This window comes from Microbacterium canaveralium, assembly GCF_047238045.1.
Lineage (GTDB): Bacteria > Actinomycetota > Actinomycetes > Actinomycetales > Microbacteriaceae > Microbacterium.
The window spans coordinates 1,559,575-1,579,471 of record NZ_JBDFMA010000003.1; the positions used below are offsets into that span (position 1 = coordinate 1,559,575).

The window sequence follows — 19,897 nt, forward strand, 5'->3', positions numbered from 1 at the left end:
TAGCGGGTGTGGAGAACGGATGCCGGGTGCGCCGGGCTGTGCAGGAGGTGAGCCACCGCCGAGGGAGGAGATTCGGCGGGCGGAGGATGGAAGCCGCGGATGCGGTCCTCCCGCGACGAATTCTCCTCCGCTCGTGCGGTGATTCAGCCCGCGGCGATCTCGGCGGCCTTCTCCTTCGCCAGTCCCGACGGCGTCGAGCGGATCGGGTGACCGGTCGTCGTCAGGCAGCGGCCCGAGGCGAGGTCCCACTTCCAGTCGTGCAGCGAACACGTGAGGATGCCGTCCTCGATCTTGCCGGTCATGGTGAGGTCGGCGCGCAGATGCGGGCAGCGACGCTGCACGGTCCAGCCGTCGATCTCGGCATCCTCGGTCTGATCGGACTGCTCGGCATACCAGTTCTCGACGTACTCGATGCGGTCGCGCGACAGGCACTTGAGGAACGTCGTGAGGAACTCGTTGAACTTGCCCGAACGGCCCACCTCGAACTGCATGGACAGGAAGATCGAGTTCGACCAGTCGATCTCGTGGTCGCGGATGTTCGTCGAGACGAGGTCGGCGGGGATCGTGTACCAGTAGATGCACTCCTCGCCGGCGTACTCGCGGAGCTTCGCCTTCGGGAAGTCCACGACCATGTCGAGCTCGCCGATGCGGAACCGGACCATGCCACCGACGCCGTTGCGGATCGTGCGCGCGCGGCGCAGCAGCGGCTCCCACCACGCCTTCAGAGCCGCGAGCATCTCGTCCGGCGGGATGATCTCGGCCCGGGATGCCTCTTCCGCCTCGATCTCGGCCTGCCGGCTGTCGCGCTGCTCGGCGAGGTAGTCCCACTTGTCGCCGAAGATGCGGTCGATCTCGGCGTCGCTGTACAGCGTCTGGGTCACCGTCACGTCGGAACCCTGGACCTCGACTTCGGTGCCGGGGAGGAACAGGTAGCCCTTCTGATCGGGCCGCTGCTCTTTCATGTAGGCGAGGAACTCGCGCTGGTCGGTGAAGATCGAGTCGTCGTCGAGACCCGTGCCGTTGTACCGGAACAGCGCTTCGCGCAGGAACATCGGCGGGCCCGCCATGGGGAAGACGTGCGCCGCGTCGACCTTCTCGATGTAGTGCATCGCCCGCTTGTTCTGCGCGTCGCGCTTGAGCTGGGCGAAGTGCTGCTTGGAGTCCTGGGGCAGGTCGTAGACCATGGGCCACCAGATCGCGCCGGAGACCTGGGTGAAGTAGGCGTCGGGCGTGCCGAACGACATCAGCTTCGCGAGGTCGAGGGGGTGCGAGTCGTTCTGGTTCAGGATGGATGCCGTGCCGTCATCGACCGACAGCGACGAGTCGCCGATGGGGCCGTCGGAGGGGGCGCGGAGCGGGGTGATCATGAGCTTCAGGTCGCCGAACTGGAGCGGGACACCCGCCTCGGTGCGGACGAGGTTGGTGTAGCCGAGGGCCAGGAGGTCGTTCTCGAGGTCGTCGGTCGGATACTCGGGCAGCAGGACCTTGATGTCTTTCGAGACGTAGCGCTCGAGCATCGCCGGGTCGAAGTGATCGCGGTGGCGGTGCGAGATGTAGAGGAAGTCGGCCTGGCCGAAGCGCTCCCAGTCGAGCGCGCGATTGTCGGGGAACGGGAACCACGAGCCGAAGAAGCTCGGACCGATCACGGGGTCGCAGAGGATGCTGCCGCCCGCGGTCTCGATGAACATTCCCGCGTGGCCGAGGCCGGTGATCTTCATGTCGCTCCTGTCCGTGAGAACCCGTCGAGTCTACCCGCGGGCCGGTCGCGCGCTCGCCCGGGCCGCGCGCCGCGTCAACCGATCACCCAGCGAGGATTCCTCGGATGTCATCGGCATCCAGCGCGTTCGCGAACGCTTCGCCGTCGTCGAGCACCGCCCGCGAGAGGGCCGCCTTGCGCTGCTGGAGCTCGAGAACCTTCTCTTCCACGGTTCCCGCCGCGATGAGGCGATACACGAAGACGCTGTTCGTCTGCCCGATGCGGTGGGTGCGGTCGATCGCCTGCGTCTCGGCGGCGGGGTTCCACCACGGGTCGAGCAGGAAGACGTACTCGGCCTCCACGAGCGTCAGCCCGAAACCGCCCGCCTTGAGGCTGATGAGGAACACCGGGGCGTCTCCTCCGCGGAATCCCTCCACGACCTCGCCGCGCCGGGTGGTCGACCCGTCGAGGTGGGCGTAGGCGAGGCCGGCGGCATCCAGGCGTTCCGCCGCCAGATCGAGGAACGACGTGAACTGGCTGAAGACGAGGGCGCGATGACCCTCGGATGCCACCTCGACGAGCCGCTCGAGCAGCACGTCGAGCTTGGCCGATCCGAGGGGCGCGTCGCGCTCGTCGACCAGGGCGGGGGCGAGCGCGAGCATGCGAAGGAGCGTGATCGAGCGGAAGACGATGAAGCGCTGACGGTCGAGATCGTCGAGGAGCCCGAGTACTTTCTGACGCTCGCGCTGCAGCACGCGGTCGTACAGCTCGCGGTGCGCGGGGGCGAGCGGCACCGCGATCGTCTGCTCTTGCTTGGGCGGCAGGTCGGCGGCGACGACGTCCTTCGTGCGGCGCAGCAGGAAGGGACGGACGCGCGAGCGCAGGCGCGCCAGACTGCCGCGGCGGTGTTCGGCGGCCGCGGCGGCGGAGAGTTCGGTGGGGGCGTCGGAGGGGAGCTGCTCGATCGCGCGGACGTACTCCTCGCGGAAGCGTCGCGCCGAGGGATACAGGCCCGGGGCGGTCAGCGCCAGGAGCGCCCACAGATCGTCGAGTCCGTTCTCGATCGGCGTGCCGGTGACCGCGAACACCGAATCGGCCCGCAGCGCGGCCACGGCACGGTGGATGCGGGTCGCGGGGTTCTTCACGAACTGCGCCTCGTCGAGCACCACGCCTGCCCATTCGGGCACGGCGAACTCGGCGTCATCCGTCCGGACCACGCCGTACGGGGCGACGACGATGTCGGCTCCCCCGGCGAGCTGAGCGATCGTGCGCGTTCGACGCACGGCGGTGGCCTCGACGGTCACGACGCGCAACCCGGGCGCGAACCGCGCGGCCTCGGCGCTCCACGTCGGGAGCACGGACGTGGGCGCGATCACGAGCCACGGCCGACGTTCGCCCGCCGCCCGCGCGTGCGCGATGAGCGCGAGGATCTGCACCGTCTTGCCCAGGCCCATGTCGTCGGCCAGGATGCCGCCCAGCTTGTGCGCGTGCAGGAGCGCGAGCCACGACAGGCCGTCGCGCTGATACGGCCGCAGCTCCGCGAGGAACCCCGGCGGCGTGGCGACGGCGGGCACCTCGGAGACGTCGCGCAGCGCCCGCGCGAGGTCGCGCCACTCGACCGCGGCGGCGGATTCATCCGCGAGGTCCTCGAAGTCGCTCCACAATGCGAGGTGCCGTCGCGGGATGCGCGGGCCCGTCTCCCATTCGTCGAGTTCGGCTGCTTCTTCGAGCAGATCCCGGAGGCGCTGCAGCGACGGATGGGCGAGCGAGAACCACGCCCCGTCCGAGAGCTTGATCCGTGTGCGCCCGCGCGAGAGCGCGGTGAAGAGCGTGCCGAAGGGGATCGTGCGCCCGTCGATGACCACCACGATGCCGAGATCGAACCAGTCGCGGTCGGGAGACGGCACGGCGGTGATCGTCAGCGACGGATCTCCGCGCAGCTCGCGGAACCCCGGGACGGTTCCGCGCGTGACCACCCGGACGTCGGCGAGGAGGTCGAGGGCGGGCAGCAGCCGCGTCGCGAAGACCGCCGCGTCCGCGTCACGGAGCATCGCCCGTGCCCGCAGGGGCAGGTCGACCCGCTCGGTCCAGGTCGCCTCGACCCGGCCCGCGATCTCGGTCTCGGCGTGGGCGTCGCGCTCGCCGTCCGCCGGGGTGCCGTAGGCGGCGCGGATGCCGCCCGGGTAGACCCAGTCCAGCGCGTACTCGACGGCCTCCTCGTCGAGGTACGACGCGGTCACCTCGAGAACGGGCAGTGGAGGCGGCGGAGCGGGGACACCCGGGGCGACGGCAAGCGGCACTCGACGCGCGAGCCTCGGGTACGTGTCGGCGAGGAACTCCCCCGCGTCCTCGGTCGGCACGACGACGGGTCCGTCGGCCAGCAGCGACGGCAGGGGCGACGGCAGGGCGACAGGGGCGAGGACGAGCGGCACCGGATCGCGGTCGATCTCGAACGTGAACACCCCCGCCGTTCCGAGCGGCCGCACGGAACCGGCATCCATCGCCTGTCCCTCGATCTCGATCGCGGCCGCGAGGCGGAGCGCGCCGCCGTCGCCGGGCTCGACGGACACGCGCGCGGTCGCCTCCTCCGCGAGCCGGACGCTCTGCTGCGGATGCATCGACACGAGAGGGATGCCGAGGTCCCTCGCCGCGCGAAGGTGCGGCCACAGCAGCGGCGAGGTGATCGCGTCGAGGCCGACGGTGTCGCTGGCCGCGACGAACGGACCCGTCGTGCGCATCGCCTGTGCGAGGGCGTGGAGTTCGGCGAACCACCCGACGTGGGCGGGATCGAAGCGGCCGGTGGATCGACGGACCGTGTCCCACGTGGCATCCGCCCGGATCCACGTCTCGCGCGCGCCGCGCACGAGCGGTCGCGCGACGAGCTGCAGGTCTTCCTGCCGCCGCGCGAGCATGCGGGGCGTGACCGGATCGATCGACCGTGCCTCCCACCGCGCCGGGTCGTATGCCTCGCGCTGGCGCAGCTCGACGCCCAGGGCGAGAGGCTCGAAGCCGGGACGCTCGGCGTCGGGCAGGAGGCCGCGCCAGTCGCTCATGCCGCGATCCTGCCGCGAAGGTCCGACATCGCCGGGCTTCCGCCCCGATCCGGTGTCGGGGTCACGAGGAGGTGTGAGCCTCGATAAACGCGGTCCGTGACGAGAAACGGGCTGCCCTCGCGTTTCTCGTCACGGACCGCGTTTATCGGCGGATGAGGAGGTCGCGACGCCCGCCGGTTGCCCGTGCGCGTCGGCACACGCCACCACGCGACCCGCGAGGAACGCGAGCCGCGTCGGAACACGTCGGCGGAACTCAGGACGAGCGGGCGATCCGGGCGAGGACGCCGTGCACGAACGAGCCGGAGTCGTCGGTCGAAAACTCCTTCGCGAGCTCGACCGCTTCGTCGATCGCGACCGCGGTCGGCACCTCGTCGTTGTACAGGATCTCCCACGTCCCGATCCGCAGGAGGGCACGGTCGACGGCGGGCATGCGCTGGAGCGACCAGTCCTTCGCGAACGTCGTGATCTGCTCGTCGATCACGTCGCGGTTGTCGATGACGCCGTCCACGATGTCGCGGGCGTAGAGCCACGACGCCTGACGATCGGGCTCGGACGCTGCACGCTTGGCCTCGACGGCCAGCATGACGGGGAGTTCCTCACCGCGAACGTCGGCCTGGAAGAGGATGTCGAGGGCGCGCTTGCGCGCCTTGGTACGGGCGCTCAAGGTCAGCTGATGCGGCCGAGGTACTCGCCGGTGCGAGTGTCGACCTTGATCTTGGTGCCGGTCTCGAGGAACAGCGGGACCTGCATCTCGTAGCCGGTCTCGACGGTGGCGGGCTTGGTGCCGGCCGACGAGCGGTCGCCCTGCAGGCCGGGCTCGGTGTAGGTGACCTCGAGCACGACGGACGAGGGAAGCTCGATGTAGAGCGGGTTGCCGTTGTTCAGCGCGATCTGCACCTGCTGGTTCTCGAGCAGGAAGTTCGCGGCGTCACCGACCGTCGCGGCGCCTACGGTGATCTGGTCGTAGTCGGCCACGTCCATGAAGACGAAGCCTTCGCCGTCGTTGTAGAGGTAGGTGAAGTCGCGGCGATCGACGTTCTCGATGTCGATCTTGGCGCCGGCGTTGAACGTCTTGTCGACGACCTTGCCCGACATGACGTTCTTCATCTTCGTGCGGACGAACGCGCCGCCCTTGCCGGGCTTGACGTGCTGGAACTCCACGATGCTCCAGAGCTGACCGTCGATGTTCAGGACGACGCCGTTCTTGATGTCTGCGGTGGATGCCATGAGCTTCGATGTTCCGTTTCGTGAGTCGGTGGGGCGTCGCGTCGGCGCTCGCCCAGCGATCCAGTCTACGCGATGGGTCGCTCAGCCGTCGGCGCGGCCGCTGATGACGTCGACGAGCAGGTCGACGGCGCGCGCATACCCGGGAACGCCCTCCCCGATGACGTGGACCACCGCGACCTCCTCGATGTAGGAGAAGTGCCGGAAGCTCTCGCGCTCCTTGATGTTGGAGATGTGCACCTCGGCGACGGGAAGCGCCACGGATGCCAGAGCGTCACGGAGCGCGACGGACGTGTGCGTGAGCCCCCCGGCGTTGATCACGATGCCGGCGCAGTCGAGGCGGGCGGCGTGGATGGCGTCGAGGAGCACACCCTCGTGATTGCTCTGGATCGCGCGGAGCTCGAGCCCGTGGCGACCGGCGGCTTCGGCCGTGACGCGCTCGACGTCGGCGAGGGTGTCGCGTCCGTAGATCTCGGGCTGGCGCGTCCCGAGCAGGTTGAGGTTCGGACCGTTGACGAGGAGGAGGCGGCGTGGCGTGCTCACCCCAGGCACGCTATCAGCGCCCCCGCTGCGCGGTCAGTCGCACCGGCGCCGTGCCGGCCGCGAAGCCGCTGTACCCGCCGATGCGCTCGACGAACTCGAGGAACACCTCGCCGATGGTCCGTGTGTAGAAGTGCAGGTACTCGCCCTCGGCATCCCGGTCGTAGGCGAGGTGCAGGTCGCGCAGCTCCTCGACGAAACCGTCCGGCAGGTCGAAGCGGGCGGCGATGTCGTCGTAGTAGTTCGCCGGCATGGTCAGGGCACGGAACCCGCGAGCGCGAGACGCGCGAGCGAGTGCGCGCACGTCGGTGCAGCGGAACGCGGCGTGCTGCGGCAGAACGGATCCTTTCTCGCTCCCCCGCTCCGTGAGGATCGGCGGCGCCACGTTCAGCGGGATGCGGATCGCTCCGTTGGGGGCGGTGAGCACGCGGCTCTCGACCAGCCCTTGGGGTCCTGGAACGTCGGTACGGCTGTCGAGGGTCAGGGCGAACCCGGCGGTGTAGAACAGGGTCGACTCCTCCACCACCTGCCACGGCTGAGTCAGGCTGATGTGGTCGACACCGAGGATCGGGCTCTCGCGCGGCGGTTCGCCGTGCTCGAACTCGCTCACCCACGCGGGGTCGCCCTCATCGGCCGCCTGCGCCCAGTAGACCTCGGTGCCGTCGGGCGCCACCGCGCCGTCGAGCCGTTCTTCCCTGGCGTAGGTGCGCCGGTACGCCCGCGGCACCCGCAGGTCGTGCATGCGCAGGTCGACCGCCTCGGCGTCGTCGACCTCGAAACCGATCGCGGCGAGTTGCGGCACGCGGCCGCGGGCGTGCTGCTCGTTGAGGATGACTCGGGCCTCCCCCGCGGTCCAGAGCGTGACGGGCTTCGTGCGGTGGCGACCGCGCGGGGTGAAGCCGAGCTGAGCGAGCAGCTCCTCCACGTCGGACGTGTCCTCGGCGAGGATCTCGACGAAGTCGACCTCGGACGGCGCCGCCGAATCGGGCAGCATCTCGATGTCGGGGCGCTCGGCGACGGCATCCGGGGCGATCCGGGCGACCGCGTCCTCGAGCCACCGGAGGGACCGCCGCGCGTGCAGAGCCGTGCGTCGGGGGTCGGTCTGCCGGAACGTGTCGTTGAAGACCTCCAGCGACCACGGGCCCGTGTATCCCGCCGCCACCACGCGAGCGGTGAAGTCGGCGAGGTCGAAGCCTCCCTCGCCGGGGAAGAGCCGGTGGTGGCGGCTCCACGACAGCACGTCCAGGGTCAGCAGCGGCGCGTCGGCGAGCTGCACGAAGAAGATCCGGTCACCGGGGATGTCCGCGATGCCTGCGGGGTCGTGGCCCCGCGAGAGCATGTGGAACGAGTCGAGACAGATCCCCACGGCGGGGTGGTCGGCCTTCTCGACGATGCGCCACGCGCGACGGTAGTCGTCGACGAAGCGGCCCCACGCGAGCGCCTCGAAGGCGATCCGGATGCCATATCGCTCGGCGAGGTCGCCGAGGCGCCGGAGCTGGCCGGCCGAGACGTCGTCGTCGTCGATCGTCGCCGACGCGACGTTGCTGCAGCACAGCACGAGATCCATGCCCAGGCGGCGCATGAGGCGGAACTTCGCCTCGGCTCGTCGGAGCACGCCGCTGAACGTCTCCTCGTCGACGCCCTCGACGTCGCGCAGGGGCTGGTACAGGTCGAGGCTCAGCCCGAGACGCGCGGCCAGGGCGGCGATCTCCTCGGGGCTCTCGGGAGCCGCCAGGAGGTCGGGCTCGAAGATCTCCACGCCGTCGAAACCGGCGTCGGCGCAGGCGTGCAGCTTGTCGACGAGAGTCCCGCTGACGCCTACGGTCGCGATCGAGGTCTTCATGGGCGCCGAATGTACCATCCGGTACATAGCCCGTCCACTAGTCTGGGCCGATGCCCGAGGTCCGCCGAGACGCCGAGCGCACCCGCGCCGAGCTCCTCGCCGTCGCCACCGAGGTCTTCGCCGAAGACGGCTACTCCGGCGCCCGTGTCGACGAGATCGCGGCCCGCACGCGCACGACGAAGCGCATGATCTACTACTACTTCGGCGGCAAAGAAGGCCTGTACCGGGCGGTCCTCGAAGAGGCGTACCGCGGCATCCGTGAGGCCGAACGCGGCATCGACGTCGACCACTCCGACCCCGTCCAAGCTGTGCGCGCGCTCGCCGAGGTCACGTTCGATCACCACGTGCAGCACGACGCGTTCATCCGGCTCGTCGCGATCGAGAACATCCACCGCGGCGAGTTCATCCGTCAGATCGACGGTCTGCGCGAGGCGTCGAAGCCCGCGCAGGACGTTCTGGACGAGATCCTCCAGCGCGGTCGCGCCGCCGGACTCTTCCGCGAGGACGTCGAAGCGATCGACGTGCACCTGGTCATCAGCGCCTACTGCGTCTTCCAGGTCGCCAACCGCTACACGTTCGGCCACCTCTTCGACGTGGATCTCGCGGAGCCCGCTCGTCGTGCCCACCTGCGGACGGTCATCGGCGACGTCGTCGTCGGGTGGCTCACCGCCCCCGCGGCCTGACGCGCGTCGACGCGCGTTGTTGACACGCGTCGCTCGTCGTGCTTTTCTGTGAACGTACCGGTTAGTACATAACGCGAGAGCGTCGCCGACCGGGATCCGGAGACGAAGGAGTACCGTGATCGACTCGCACCCCTACCTCGTAGGCCTCATCGGCGCGGGGGTCCTGCCCTCGCTCACCCCGCCGATGCACATGGCCGAGGCGCGGGCGCTCGGTCTGACCTACGTCTACCGGCCGATCGACCTCCCCACCCTCGGCATCGAGCCCGAGCGCATCGGCGACGTCCTCGCGTGGGCCGAACGCCTCGGCTACGACGCCGTCAACGTCACGCACCCGTGCAAGCAGAGCGTCCTGGCCCATCTCGATCGGATCGACCCCGTAGCCGCAGCGCTCGGCGCCGTGAACACGGTGCTGTTCACGCCCGCCGGACGCATCGGCTACAACACCGACACGACCGGCTTCGCCGCGGCATTCGGCGAGGGGCTTCCGGATGCCGCCACCGACCGCGTCGTCCAGCTCGGCGCAGGCGGGGCCGGGTCGGCCGTCGCCGACGCGCTGCTGCGTTCGGGCACGGCGCACCTCACCGTGGTCGACCTCGACACGCAGCGCGCGGGGGCACTCGCCGACGACCTGGCGGCGCGGCATCCGGCCGCCGTCGTCGCAGCCGCCGCCCCCGCCGATCTCGCCGCGGTCCTCGCCGGAGCCGACGGACTCGTGCACTGCACACCGATCGGCATGGCGGAGCACCCCGGACTCCCCCTGGATGCCGACCTGCTGCGACCCGACCTCTGGGTCGCCGACATCGTCTACCGGCCGCTCGACACCGAGCTGCTGATCGCGGCGCGCGAACGTGGCTGCCGCACCCTGAGCGGCGGACGCATGGCGGTCCACCAGGCCGTCGACGCCTTCGCCCTCATCACCGGGACGCGACCCGACCCCGACCGCATGACCGCGCACTTCCTCGACCTCGTCGCCGCCGGCGACGTCCTCGCCCGCTAAGGAGCACACGTCCATGACCACCACCGCAACGACGCGGAAGACTCCCGTGAAGGCCGCCGCCGCGAGCTTCATGGGCAGCGCCGTGGAGTACTACGACTTCTTCCTGTTCGGCTCGGCGGCCGCGCTGATCTTCCCGACGGTGTTCTTCCCGTCGGGTGATCAGGCGGCGCTGGTGATGTCGTTCGCGACCTTCGGGTTCGCATACGTCGCGCGCCCCGTCGGCGCTGTCATCCTGGGTCACTTCGGCGACCGCATCGGCCGTCAGAAGGTGCTGATGTTCACGCTCCTGTTGATGGGCCTGTCGACGTTCATCATCGGATGCCTCCCCGGCTTCGCGCAGATCGGGTGGTTTGCTCCGGCCCTGCTCGTGGTCTGCCGCCTGATGCAGGGCCTCTCCGCGGCCGGCGAGCAGGCGGGCGCGTCCTCGCTCACTCTCGAGCACGCGCCCGAGAATCGCCGCTCGTTCTTCACGTCCTGGACCCTGACGGGAACGCAGGGTGGGCAGATCCTCGCGGCGCTCGTCTTCATCCCCGTCGTCGCCCTCCCCGACGACATCAAATTCAGCTGGGGCTGGCGCGTGCCGTTCTGGCTGAGCGCGGTCGTGGTCATCGTGGCGTTCTTCATCCGACGGAGCCTGCACGAGACCCCCGAGTTCGAAGAGGCCAAGGCGACCGGACAGATCGCCCGGATGCCTCTCGTCCCGCTGCTGCGCGACCACTGGCGCGACGTGCTGCGCGTGATCTGCTGCGCGTTCATCGCCGCCGTCTCGACCGTGTTCGGCACCCTCGCGATCGCATACGGCAAGGAGCAGGGGCTCGACGCGAGCGTGACCCTGTGGCTCGTGGTGGTGGCCAACATCGTTGCCCTCGGCACGCAGCCCCTGTTCGGTCAGCTCGCCGATCGGATCGGCCGCAAGCCCGTGTTCGTCTACGGGGCGCTGTCGTCGGCGGTCTTCATGCCCTTCTACATCCTGTCGATGGGCGCCGGGAACACCCTCGTCACGTTCGCCCTCGCGATCCTCACGTTCTCGTTCGGGTACGCCGCGGCCAACGCGGTCTGGCCCTCGTTCTACGGCGAGATGTTCTCGACGCGGGTCCGCTTCTCGGGCATGGCGATCGGCACGCAGCTCGGCTTCCTCATGGCCGGCTTCGCACCCAGCATCGTCGCGGCCCTCGGTGGGAGCGGCGAGAACGGCTGGATCGTGATCAGCGTGTTCACCGCGGTCATCGCGATCATCGCCGCGCTCAGCGCCCTCACCGCCCGCGAGACGAAGAACGTTCCCACGGCGCGTCTCGGCCTGGTGGCCGAGGAGCGCGTCCCCGCGAACGTCTGACCCCGGAACGTCGACGGCCCCGTCTCCCGAGGGAGGCGGGGCCGTTCGCGTGAGCGGAGACTACGCGCCGACCTCCTGGTACGCCGCGAACAGCAGCGACTCGTCGGGGGCCTGCAGCACCGTTGGACGCGCCAGATCGTCGAGCACGATGAAGCGCAGCATGCTGCCGCGGCTCTTCTTGTCGCGCTGCATCGTGGCCTTCAGCGTCTGCCAGGCGCCGGCGCGATAGGTCGTGGGCAGGCCCAGCGACTCGAGCACGTCGCGGTGGCGCTGGGCGACGTCGTCGGACAGGCGCCCGGCCAGGCGCGAGAGCTCCGCGGCGAACACCATGCCGACCGAGATCGCGGCGCCGTGGCGCCACCGGTACCGCTCGGCGTGCTCGATCGCGTGGCCGAGCGTGTGACCGTAGTTCAGCACCTCGCGCAGGCCCGCCTCGCGCAGGTCTTCGCCGACGACGCGCGCCTTCATGTCGATCGCGAGCTCGATGCACCGGCGGAACGCGTCGCCGCGGGGGTCGACGATGTTCTCGGGGTCGGCCTCGATGAGATCCAGGATCTCGGGATGCCAGATGAATCCCGCCTTGACCACTTCGGCGAAACCGGCCGTCGCTTCGTTCTTCGACAGGGTGTCGAGCAGATCAAGGTCGCAGACCACCGCGACCGGCGGCCAGAACGCGCCCACCAGGTTTTTGCCCTCGGCGGTGTTGATGCCGGTCTTGCCGCCGACGGCGGCGTCCACCATGCCCAGCACCGTCGTCGGCACCTGCACGAGCGCGACGCCGCGGAGCCACGTCGCGCCGACGAACCCCGCGAGGTCGGTGACGGCTCCCCCGCCGAAGCCGATGACGGCATCCGTGCGGGTGAAGTCGGCCTGGCCCATGACCTGCCAGCAGAACGCCGCCACCTCGACGCGCTTGCCCGCTTCGGCATCCGGGATCTCGGCGAGCAGTACCTGCCGGTCGCCGACGAGCTGCGCGCGCAGAGCCTCGGCCTGCGCCGCCAGGGTCGGCGGGTGCACGATGAGCACCTTCTGCGCGTTCGCGGGCAGTCTCTCGCCCAGGGTCGCGAGCAGGCCTCGCCCGATCGTGATGTCGTAGCCGGGGTCGCCGGCGACGGAGACGGTGGTGGTGTCGGTCATGGGGTCTCCTGGGCCGGGACGCGTCGCGCCCAGGCCACGATGTCGTCGACCACGCCGGCGAGAGGGCCCGACGACGTGTCGAAGGCGATATCGGCGGCCGCTTCGTAGATCGGTCGCCGTTCTTCGTAGATGCGGAGCCAGCGCTCCGCCGGGTCTTCGCCGCCCAGGAGCGGCCGCTCATCGCCATGGATCCGGGATGCCACGACGTGCGGCGCCACGGTCAACAGCACGACGCGATGATGGGTCAGGCGCTCGCGCGTCACGGGGTCGAGCACGGCTCCCCCGCCGAGCGCGACGACACCGCCACGATCGAGCGCCTCGGCGACGGCGTCGCGCTCGACCGCACGGAAGTGCGCCTCGCCGTGCGCGAGGAACAGATCGCGGATGGGTCCGTGGTCGCGCACGACGATCTTGTCCGTGTCGCTGAACATCTCGCCGAGGGCGCGTGCGACGCGCCGACCGACGCTGGTCTTGCCCGCCCCCATCGGTCCGATGAGCACGAGTGCGCCGGTGCCGGCCTCAGCCGAGGTCATGCGCGAGCAACGCCGCGTCGGAGGCGTCGGTGGTGCGCAGCGTCTCGGGCAGGTGCGCGAGGTACGACTCGAGGTTGCGGCGCGTCTCGGCGACGTTGTCGCCACCGAACTTGTCGAGGACGGCGTCGGCGAGGGTGATCGCGACCATCGCCTCGGCGACGACACCGGCCGCGGGCACGGCGCAGACGTCGGAGCGCTGGTGGTGCGCGGCGGCCGTGTCGCCCGTCGCGACGTCGACCGTGCGCAGCGCGTGCGGGATCGTCGCGATGGGCTTCATGCCCGCCCGCACCCGCAGCACGGTGCCCGTCGACATGCCGCCCTCGGTGCCACCGGCGCGGTCGGACGAGCGGGTGATGCCGTCCTCGGTGGCGAACAGCTCGTCGTGGGCCTGCGACCCGCGGCGCGTCGTGGTGAGGAAGCCGTCGCCGACCTCAACCCCCTTGATCGCCTGGATGCTCATGAGGGCCTGGGCGAGCTTGGCATCCAGTCGACGGTCCCACTGGACGTGCGATCCCAGCCCCGGGGGCAGGCCGTAGGCGAGCACCTCGACGATGCCGCCGAGGGTGTCTCCGGCCTTCTTCGCGTCGTCGACCTCGGCGACCATCGCGGCGGAGGTCTCAGGGTCGAAGCAGCGCAGCGGATCGGCGTCGAGGAGGTCGACGTCGTCGGGCGTCGGCAGCGCGGCGTCCTCGGGCACGCGCACCGGACCGATCGACAGCGTGTGGCTGACGAGCCGGATGCCCAGCTCGGCGAGGAACGCGCGCGCGACGGCGCCGAGGGCGACGCGTGCGGCGGTCTCACGTGCCGACGCGCGCTCGAGAATCGGCCGTGCCTCGTCGAAGCCGTACTTCTGCATGCCGACGAGGTCGGCGTGGCCCGGGCGCGGGCGCGTGAGCGCGGCGCCGCGACCGCGCGAGCGGTCGGAGAGTTCGACCGGCTCGGGGCTCATGACCTCGACCCACTTCGGCCATTCGGTGTTGCCGATGCGCAGCGCGATGGGGCTGCCGATCGTGAAACCGTGCACGATGCCGGTGGAGAGCGTCAGCTCGTCTTCCTCGAACTTCATCCGTGAGCCGCGGCCGTAGCCGAGCTTGCGACGAGCCAGATCCGCGCGGATCTGCGCGGGAGAAATCGGGACACCGGCCGGCATCCCCTCCATGAGGGCGACCAGTTCGGGGCCGTGGGATTCCCCGGCCGTGAGCACGCGAAGCATGCCCCTATCCTCCCACGATCGCGGCGCGCATCGAGGCGAGCACGGCGTCCTCGTGCTCGAGCGGGAGAGCGGCGTCGCCACCGACGAACACGCGCACCTGAAGAAGGGCCTGATGCAGCAGCATCGGGAGGCCGTTGATCGCCTCGTTCCCCGCGTCGTGCCACGCGCGGGCGAGGCTGGTCGGCCAGCCCCCGTAGACGACATCGAGGAGCAGTCCACCGCGTTCGGCGTAGGGACGGATGCCGTCGCCCACATCGACGTTCCCGGGCAGAGCTCCGACGGTCACCGCGACCTCCGCGGGATCGGCGGCGGCGGCGAACGGGGCTCCGACGACATCCACGCCGATGCTCGCTCCCAGATCGCGCAGGACGAGCACGGGGCCGGGTCGCCGCGCGACGACCTCGACGCGCTCCACACCGAGCTCCGCCAGCGACAGCAGCGCCGACGTGGCGGTGGCGCCGGCGCCGAGGATGCGCGCGCGCTCGGCCCGTTCGATGCCCGCCTCACGCAGCGCGCGCGCCAGCCCTCCGACGTCGGTGTTGAACCCGCGCGGGCCGTCCTCCGTCAGCAGGAGCGTGTTGACCGCGCCGGTGAGCCGTGCCGCGTCGTCGAGGGAGACCGCGGCACGTGCGGCGACCTTCTTCAGCGGCATCGTGAGCGAGAGGCCGCGCCACGTGGCATCCAGCTCGTCCAGCGCCCCGACGAATTCGGCCTCGGCGACCTGGCGTCGCCCGTACTCCCACGGCAGACCCAGCTCGCGGTACGCCGCCGCGTGCAGCGCCGGCGACCGCGAGTGGTCGATCGGGTCCCCCCAGACGGCGAGCCGGGCCGGAGTCAGCATCCGCCGTCGGGGTTGTCGCGGCACCACTGCTGGAACTGGTCGACCGCCTTGAGCTGGTCGGCGTACGTGGTCGAGAACACGGTCTCGCCCGTGGCCAGGTTCACCGTCGTGAAGTAGTACCACGTGCCGTCGACGGGGTGCATGGCCGCGTCGATGGCGAGGTCGCCGGGATTGGAGATCGGCCCGATCGGCAGTCCCGGGTGGATATAGGTGTTCCAGGGGTTGTCGCTGGTGAGGGCGTTCTCCGATGACGACGAACTTCCGGCACCGATCTCCCCCACGCCGTACTGAGCCGTCGAGTCCATCTGCAACAGGCCGTGAGTTTCGTCGTTGTCGGGCTGCAGGCGGTTCTCGATCACGCGCGAGACCTTGTAGAAGTCGTCGGGGTTGCGCGCCTCGCGCTCGATGATGGAGGCGACGATGAGGATGCGCTCGCGATCGGATTCGGGGACCCCCGCCTGGTCGAGGGACTGCACCGTGCGCTGCACCATGCGCTGGATGACATCGGTCGCGGTGACACCGTCGTCGAAGTCGTACGTCGCGGGGAAGATCCAGCCCTCGAGCGTGGATGCCGGCACGCCGTACTGCGACGGATCGGCGGTGGCCGCATCGAAGTCGGCGCGCGGAATGCTCAGCTGCTCCGACATGGCATCGAGCGACTGCGTGAGCGTCAGCCCCTCCCGGAGCTGCACCGTGTGGTTCAGGCGGTTCGCGGGGTCGCGGAGAGCCGCGATCACCGCGGCGGAGGACATCTGCTGCTGCAGCTTGTAGACACCGGGTTGGAAGGTGAAGGCCACGGAGTTCTTGACCATGTAGGAGTACAGCGAGTCCGACTGCTTGGTCACGCCGGCCTCGAACAGCTTCGGCGAGACGGACTCGCCGGTGTCGCCGGACACGATCGTGACGCGGGCTTCGCCCGTGGCCATTCCCTCGGCGTAGTCCGTGGGCTCCCCGGTGCCGAAGAACGCCTGGACGCGCTCCCCGTAGGCGTTCCACAGGGCGAAGCCACCGCCCACCAGACCGCCGATGAGGATGAGCACGATAGCGAGCGCGATCCAGGCGCCCGTCCGACGGCGGCGCCGTGGCGGGCGGGTGGCGCCGCGCACCGCATCGGTGGTGGCGTGTCCGGTGAAGAGGTCTTCCAGAGAGCCGGATGCCGGTGCGCGACCGTCTCCGGATCGTCCGGCGGCGTGGGCGCCGGCGCCGACGAGCACCGGCGCTTCCTCGCGCGGAGACTCGACTCGGGCGGCGGGACGGGGCTCGGATACCCGCGCGGCCGGTTCAGACGGGGCGGCGGCCCGCGGAGCGGATGCGTGCTGTGGTTCCGGCGCGGACGTCGGCGTCTGCGCGGACTCGGGCCGGGCGGCGGGGAGTGCGGCGGTGGCCGCGGGCGACTCGGCGGCGGTGCCGTTCGCGGATTCCGGCGTGCCGGCGGCGGTCGGGCCGGTTTGTGTGCGTCGGGCCTCACGAGCGGCACGGCGCGAGGGAGGTGCGGGCGCGTCGGGAGACGGGGCCGCGGCCCTGTCGTCGCCGCGAGACGCGGCATCCGACGTCCCCGTACGCGGGTCGGGCAGACGACGGTAGAGGTCGGCGAAGGGGTCGGTGGGGTCGTTCTCGGGCATGTCAGGCGGGCTCCTGTCCCGGTGCTACAGCGGGTCCGACCGGGTCGCCGGACCGTCGCTCGACGTCGAGCGCCTGCTGCAGCAGCACCACAGCGGCGACTTGGTCCACAATGCTACGAGAATCCCGCTGGGAGCGGCCTGCCTGCCGGAGGACGTCGTGCGCCGAGACGGTGCTGAGTCTCTCGTCGACGAGGCGGACCGGTACGGTCAACGCCGCGGCCAGCTCGGCGGCGAAGCCGCGCGCATCGGTGGTGGAGGGTGTGTCCTCGCCGCGGAGATTCAGCGGAAGACCGACGAGGACCTCGAACGCGTCGTATTCGGCCGCGAGGGCGACGATCCGGCGTACGGGCTCGCCCTTGCGCGGGACGGTCTCGACGGGCACCGCGAGAAGACCGTCGGGATCCGACCGGGCGACGCCGACGCGCGCGCGTCCCACGTCGATGCCCAGCCGGATGCCTCGGCGGAACTCCGTCACGCCGTGGTCGCCCGGACGTCCGTGACGATGCCCTCGAGCGCCTGCGGAAGGGCCGCGGCATCCGTTCCGCCGCCCTGCGCGACGTCGGGACGACCGCCGCCCCCACCGCCGAGGACGCCCGCAGCGGCCTTGGCCAGGGCTCCGGCGGCGAGACCGCGTTCGCGGGCGGCGTCGTTCGTGACGACGACGACCGTCGCACGGCCTCCGGCGACACTCCCGAGGGCGACGACGGCGGGGTCGGAACCGAGTCGGTCGCGGACCTGCAGCGCGAGGGAGCGCACGTCGTCGGACGACGCGCCCTCACCGAGGGACTGCGCGACGACGCGGACGGTGCCCACGGCGACCGCGGACTCCGCGAGCTGCGGCAGACGGTCGGAGAGCGCCCGCGCCTCGAACGCGGCGATCTTCTTCTCGGCGGCCTTCAGGCTCGCGGCGAGCTCGGCGATCCGGGTCGTGAGCTGCTCGCGCGGGGTCTTCAGCGACGTCGTCAGCTGCGACACGATTGCGCGTTCGGCGGCCAGGTCGCGGAAGGCGTCCAGGCCCACGAGCGCCTCGACCCGGCGGTTGGACGCACCGACCGACGATTCGCCGACGAGATTGACCAGACCGATCTCCGCGCTGCGGGCGACGTGCGTGCCACCGCAGAGCTCTCGCGACCACGGGCCGCCGATGTCGACCATCCGCACGGTGTCGCCGTACTTCTCGCCGAACAGCGCCATGGCGCCCGCGGCCTTCGCCTCGTCCAGCGACAGGACGCGCGTGGTGACCTCGAGGTTGTCGCGCACCGCGTTGTTGGCGATGTCCTCGATCTCGGTGCGGGTCTCGGGCGACAGCGCCGCACCCCAGCTGAAGTCGAAGCGCATGTAGCCCGCGCGATTGAGCGAACCGGTCTGCGTCGCGGACTTGCCGAGGGTGTCGCGGATCGCCGCGTGCACGAGGTGCGTCGCCGAGTGCGCCTGCTGCGCCGAATGGCGGTTCAGAGCATCGACCACGGTCGTTGCGGGGGCGTCGATCGAAACCTCGCCGCTCGTGACCTCGACGGTGTGGCTGATCAGGCCCGGAACGGGACGCTGCACGTCGAGTACCTCGAGCTCGTAGCCCGGGCCGACGATGACACCCTTGTCGGCGACCTGGCCGCCGGACTCGGCGTAGAGCGCCGTCTCGGCGAGCACGACCTCGGCGATCTGTCCCTGCGACGCGCGATCGGTGCTGCGCCCGTCGATCAGGATGCCGAGCACCTTCGACTCGGTCTCCAGGTCGGTGTAGCCGGTGAACACCGTCTCACCGAGCGCGCGGAACTCGCGGTACACGCTCTGATCGGCGATCGCGCCCTTGCGGGAGCGGGCGTCGGCCTTCGCCCGCGCGCGCTGCTCCTGCATGAGGGTGTCGAACGCGCCGCGGTCGACGGTGAGGCCCGCTTCTTCGGCGATCTCGAGCGTGAGGTCGATCGGGAAGCCGTACGTGTCGTGCAGCAGGAAGGCCTCGGAGCCGGACAGCGTCGTGGCCCCGCCGTGCTTGGCATCCGCCACGGACTGGTCGAGGATCGCCGACCCCGCGGCGAGCGTGCGGAGGAAGGTCTGCTCCTCAGCGATCGCGTACGCGGACAGACGCGCGTAGTCGGACGCGACCTCGGGGTACGACTCCTTCATCGCGTCGCGCGACGCGGCGAACAGCTCCGGGAAGGTCGGGCCCTCGACGCCGAGAAGGCGCATCGAACGGATGGCGCGTCGCATGATGCGGCGCAGGATGTAGCCGCGACCCTCGTTCGACGGCGTGACGCCGTCGGCGAGCAGCATGAGCGAGGAACGCACGTGGTCGGCGACGATGCGCAGCCGCACGTCGTCCTCGTGCGATTCGGCGCCGTACGCCTTGCCCGCGAGCTTTGCCGCCAGGTCGAGGACGGGACGCACCTGGTCGGTCTCGTACATGTTGTCGACGCCCTGCTTGATGAACGCGATGCGCTCCAGGCCCATGCCGGTGTCGATGTTCTTCGCCGGCAGCTCGCCGACGATGTCGAAGTCGTACTTCGATCGCACGTTCGTGATCTCGTACTGCATGAACACGAGGTTCCAGATCTCCACGTAGCGGTCGTCGTCGGTGGCCGGTCCCCCGTCGATGCCGTACGCCGGGCCACGGTCGAAGAAGATCTCGGAGCACGGGCCGGCGGGCCCCGGAAGCCCCGTCGACCAGTAGTTCGTGTCCTTGCCGAGGCGCTGGATGCGCTCCTCGGGCAGATCGGTGAGGCTACGCCAGAGGTCGTGGGCCTCGTCGTCCTCTTCGTAGACCGTGACCCACAGGTCCTTCGGGTCGAAGCCCAGGCCGCCCTCGGCATCCGGGGTGGTCAGCAACTCCCACGCGTAGCGGATCGCGTCTTCCTTGAAGTAGTCGCCGAACGACCAGTTGCCCAGCATCTGGAAGAAGGTGCCGTGGCGAGGGGTCTTCCCGACCTCCTCGATGTCGTTCGTGCGGATGCACTTCTGGACGTCGGCCGCGCGGGGGTAGGGAGGAGGAACGACACCGCTGAGGTACGGGATGAACGGAACCATGCCGGCCACGGTGAACAGCAGGGCCGGGTCGTCGGTGACGAGCGAGGCCGACGGCACGATGGTGTGGTTCTTCTTCTCGAAGTAGTCGAGGAAGCGCTGAGCGATCTCGGCGGTTTTCATGTCGGGTCTTTCCGTGGGCGTGCGGATCCGCCCCGGTGAAG

16 protein-coding genes are annotated in these 19,897 nt (G+C 70.3%); 3 read left to right on the forward strand and 13 right to left on the reverse strand.

The features are described from left to right. Positions 1 to 143 precede the first annotated feature (143 nt). The 6 genes from ABC271_RS08415 to ABC271_RS08440 all read right to left on the reverse strand — a co-directional run bounded on the left by ABC271_RS08415 (position 144) and on the right by ABC271_RS08440 (position 8,356). A complete protein-coding gene (locus ABC271_RS08415) occupies positions 144 to 1,718 on the reverse strand; it encodes a Rieske 2Fe-2S domain-containing protein (RefSeq protein ID WP_412924439.1) in 1,575 nt (524 codons plus the stop codon). An 82-nt stretch (positions 1,719 to 1,800) separates the two neighbouring features. Continuing rightward, positions 1,801 to 4,749, reverse strand: a complete 2,949-nt coding sequence (locus ABC271_RS08420; RefSeq protein WP_412924440.1) for a DEAD/DEAH box helicase — start codon at positions 4,747 to 4,749, stop codon at positions 1,801 to 1,803. Positions 4,750 to 5,002: 253 nt separating this feature from the next. Beyond that, positions 5,003 to 5,413 carry a transcription antitermination factor NusB gene (nusB, locus tag ABC271_RS08425; RefSeq protein ID WP_412924441.1) on the reverse strand — a complete coding sequence of 137 codons (411 nt, stop codon included), beginning with the start codon at positions 5,411 to 5,413 and terminating at the stop codon, positions 5,003 to 5,005. A 2-nt stretch (positions 5,414 to 5,415) separates the two neighbouring features. Beyond that, positions 5,416 to 5,976, reverse strand: coding sequence for an elongation factor P (gene efp / locus ABC271_RS08430; RefSeq protein WP_412924442.1), 561 nt, complete (start codon positions 5,974 to 5,976; stop codon positions 5,416 to 5,418). 81 nt (positions 5,977 to 6,057) lie between these two features. Further along, positions 6,058 to 6,516 (reverse strand): type II 3-dehydroquinate dehydratase, encoded by a 459-nt coding sequence (locus tag ABC271_RS08435; RefSeq protein ID WP_412924443.1) that lies wholly within the window; start codon positions 6,514 to 6,516, stop codon positions 6,058 to 6,060. Between the two features lie 13 nt (positions 6,517 to 6,529). After that, on the reverse strand, positions 6,530 to 8,356 hold the full coding sequence (locus ABC271_RS08440; RefSeq protein ID WP_412924444.1) for a sugar phosphate isomerase/epimerase and 4-hydroxyphenylpyruvate domain-containing protein: 1,827 nt from the start codon (positions 8,354 to 8,356) through the stop codon (positions 6,530 to 6,532). A 50-nt stretch (positions 8,357 to 8,406) separates the two neighbouring features. Here ABC271_RS08440 and ABC271_RS08445 point away from each other — a divergent pair, with 50 nt between their 5' ends. From ABC271_RS08445 to ABC271_RS08455, 3 genes are all read left to right on the forward strand, one after another. Further along, positions 8,407 to 9,039: a TetR/AcrR family transcriptional regulator gene (locus tag ABC271_RS08445; protein WP_412924445.1), complete on the forward strand. Its 633-nt coding sequence runs from the start codon at positions 8,407 to 8,409 to the stop codon at positions 9,037 to 9,039. Positions 9,040 to 9,154: 115 nt separating this feature from the next. Next, positions 9,155 to 10,036, forward strand: coding sequence for a shikimate dehydrogenase (locus tag ABC271_RS08450; protein WP_412924446.1), 882 nt, complete (start codon positions 9,155 to 9,157; stop codon positions 10,034 to 10,036). Positions 10,037 to 10,049: 13 nt separating this feature from the next. Then, positions 10,050 to 11,369, forward strand: a complete 1,320-nt coding sequence (locus tag ABC271_RS08455) for an MFS transporter (protein WP_412924447.1) — start codon at positions 10,050 to 10,052, stop codon at positions 11,367 to 11,369. Between the two features lie 60 nt (positions 11,370 to 11,429). On the opposite strand, the gene aroB is transcribed toward ABC271_RS08455, so the two are convergent. From aroB to alaS, 7 genes are read right to left on the reverse strand one after another with little or no spacing between them, the layout of a single operon-like run. Continuing rightward, positions 11,430 to 12,506 carry a 3-dehydroquinate synthase gene (gene aroB / locus ABC271_RS08460; protein ID WP_412924448.1) on the reverse strand — a complete coding sequence of 359 codons (1,077 nt, stop codon included), beginning with the start codon at positions 12,504 to 12,506 and terminating at the stop codon, positions 11,430 to 11,432. Beyond that, a complete protein-coding gene (locus ABC271_RS08465; protein WP_412924449.1) occupies positions 12,503 to 13,039 on the reverse strand; it encodes a shikimate kinase in 537 nt (178 codons plus the stop codon). The genes aroB and ABC271_RS08465 overlap by 4 nt, the downstream gene beginning before the upstream one ends. Next, positions 13,026 to 14,252 carry a chorismate synthase gene (aroC, locus tag ABC271_RS08470; RefSeq protein ID WP_412924450.1) on the reverse strand — a complete coding sequence of 409 codons (1,227 nt, stop codon included), beginning with the start codon at positions 14,250 to 14,252 and terminating at the stop codon, positions 13,026 to 13,028. Before aroC ends, ABC271_RS08465 begins: the two co-directional genes overlap by 14 nt. Positions 14,253 to 14,256: 4 nt before the next feature. Further along, on the reverse strand, positions 14,257 to 15,093 hold the full coding sequence (locus ABC271_RS08475) for a shikimate dehydrogenase family protein (RefSeq protein ID WP_412924451.1): 837 nt from the start codon (positions 15,091 to 15,093) through the stop codon (positions 14,257 to 14,259). Next, positions 15,087 to 16,715: an endolytic transglycosylase MltG gene (gene mltG, locus ABC271_RS08480; protein ID WP_412924452.1), complete on the reverse strand. Its 1,629-nt coding sequence runs from the start codon at positions 16,713 to 16,715 to the stop codon at positions 15,087 to 15,089. Before mltG ends, ABC271_RS08475 begins: the two co-directional genes overlap by 7 nt. Before the next feature lies 1 nt (position 16,716). After that, positions 16,717 to 17,190 carry a Holliday junction resolvase RuvX gene (gene ruvX / locus ABC271_RS08485; protein WP_412924453.1) on the reverse strand — a complete coding sequence of 158 codons (474 nt, stop codon included), beginning with the start codon at positions 17,188 to 17,190 and terminating at the stop codon, positions 16,717 to 16,719. Then, positions 17,187 to 19,856: an alanine--tRNA ligase gene (alaS, locus tag ABC271_RS08490; protein WP_412924454.1), complete on the reverse strand. Its 2,670-nt coding sequence runs from the start codon at positions 19,854 to 19,856 to the stop codon at positions 17,187 to 17,189. Before alaS ends, ruvX begins: the two co-directional genes overlap by 4 nt. Positions 19,857 to 19,897: the final 41 nt, after the last annotated feature.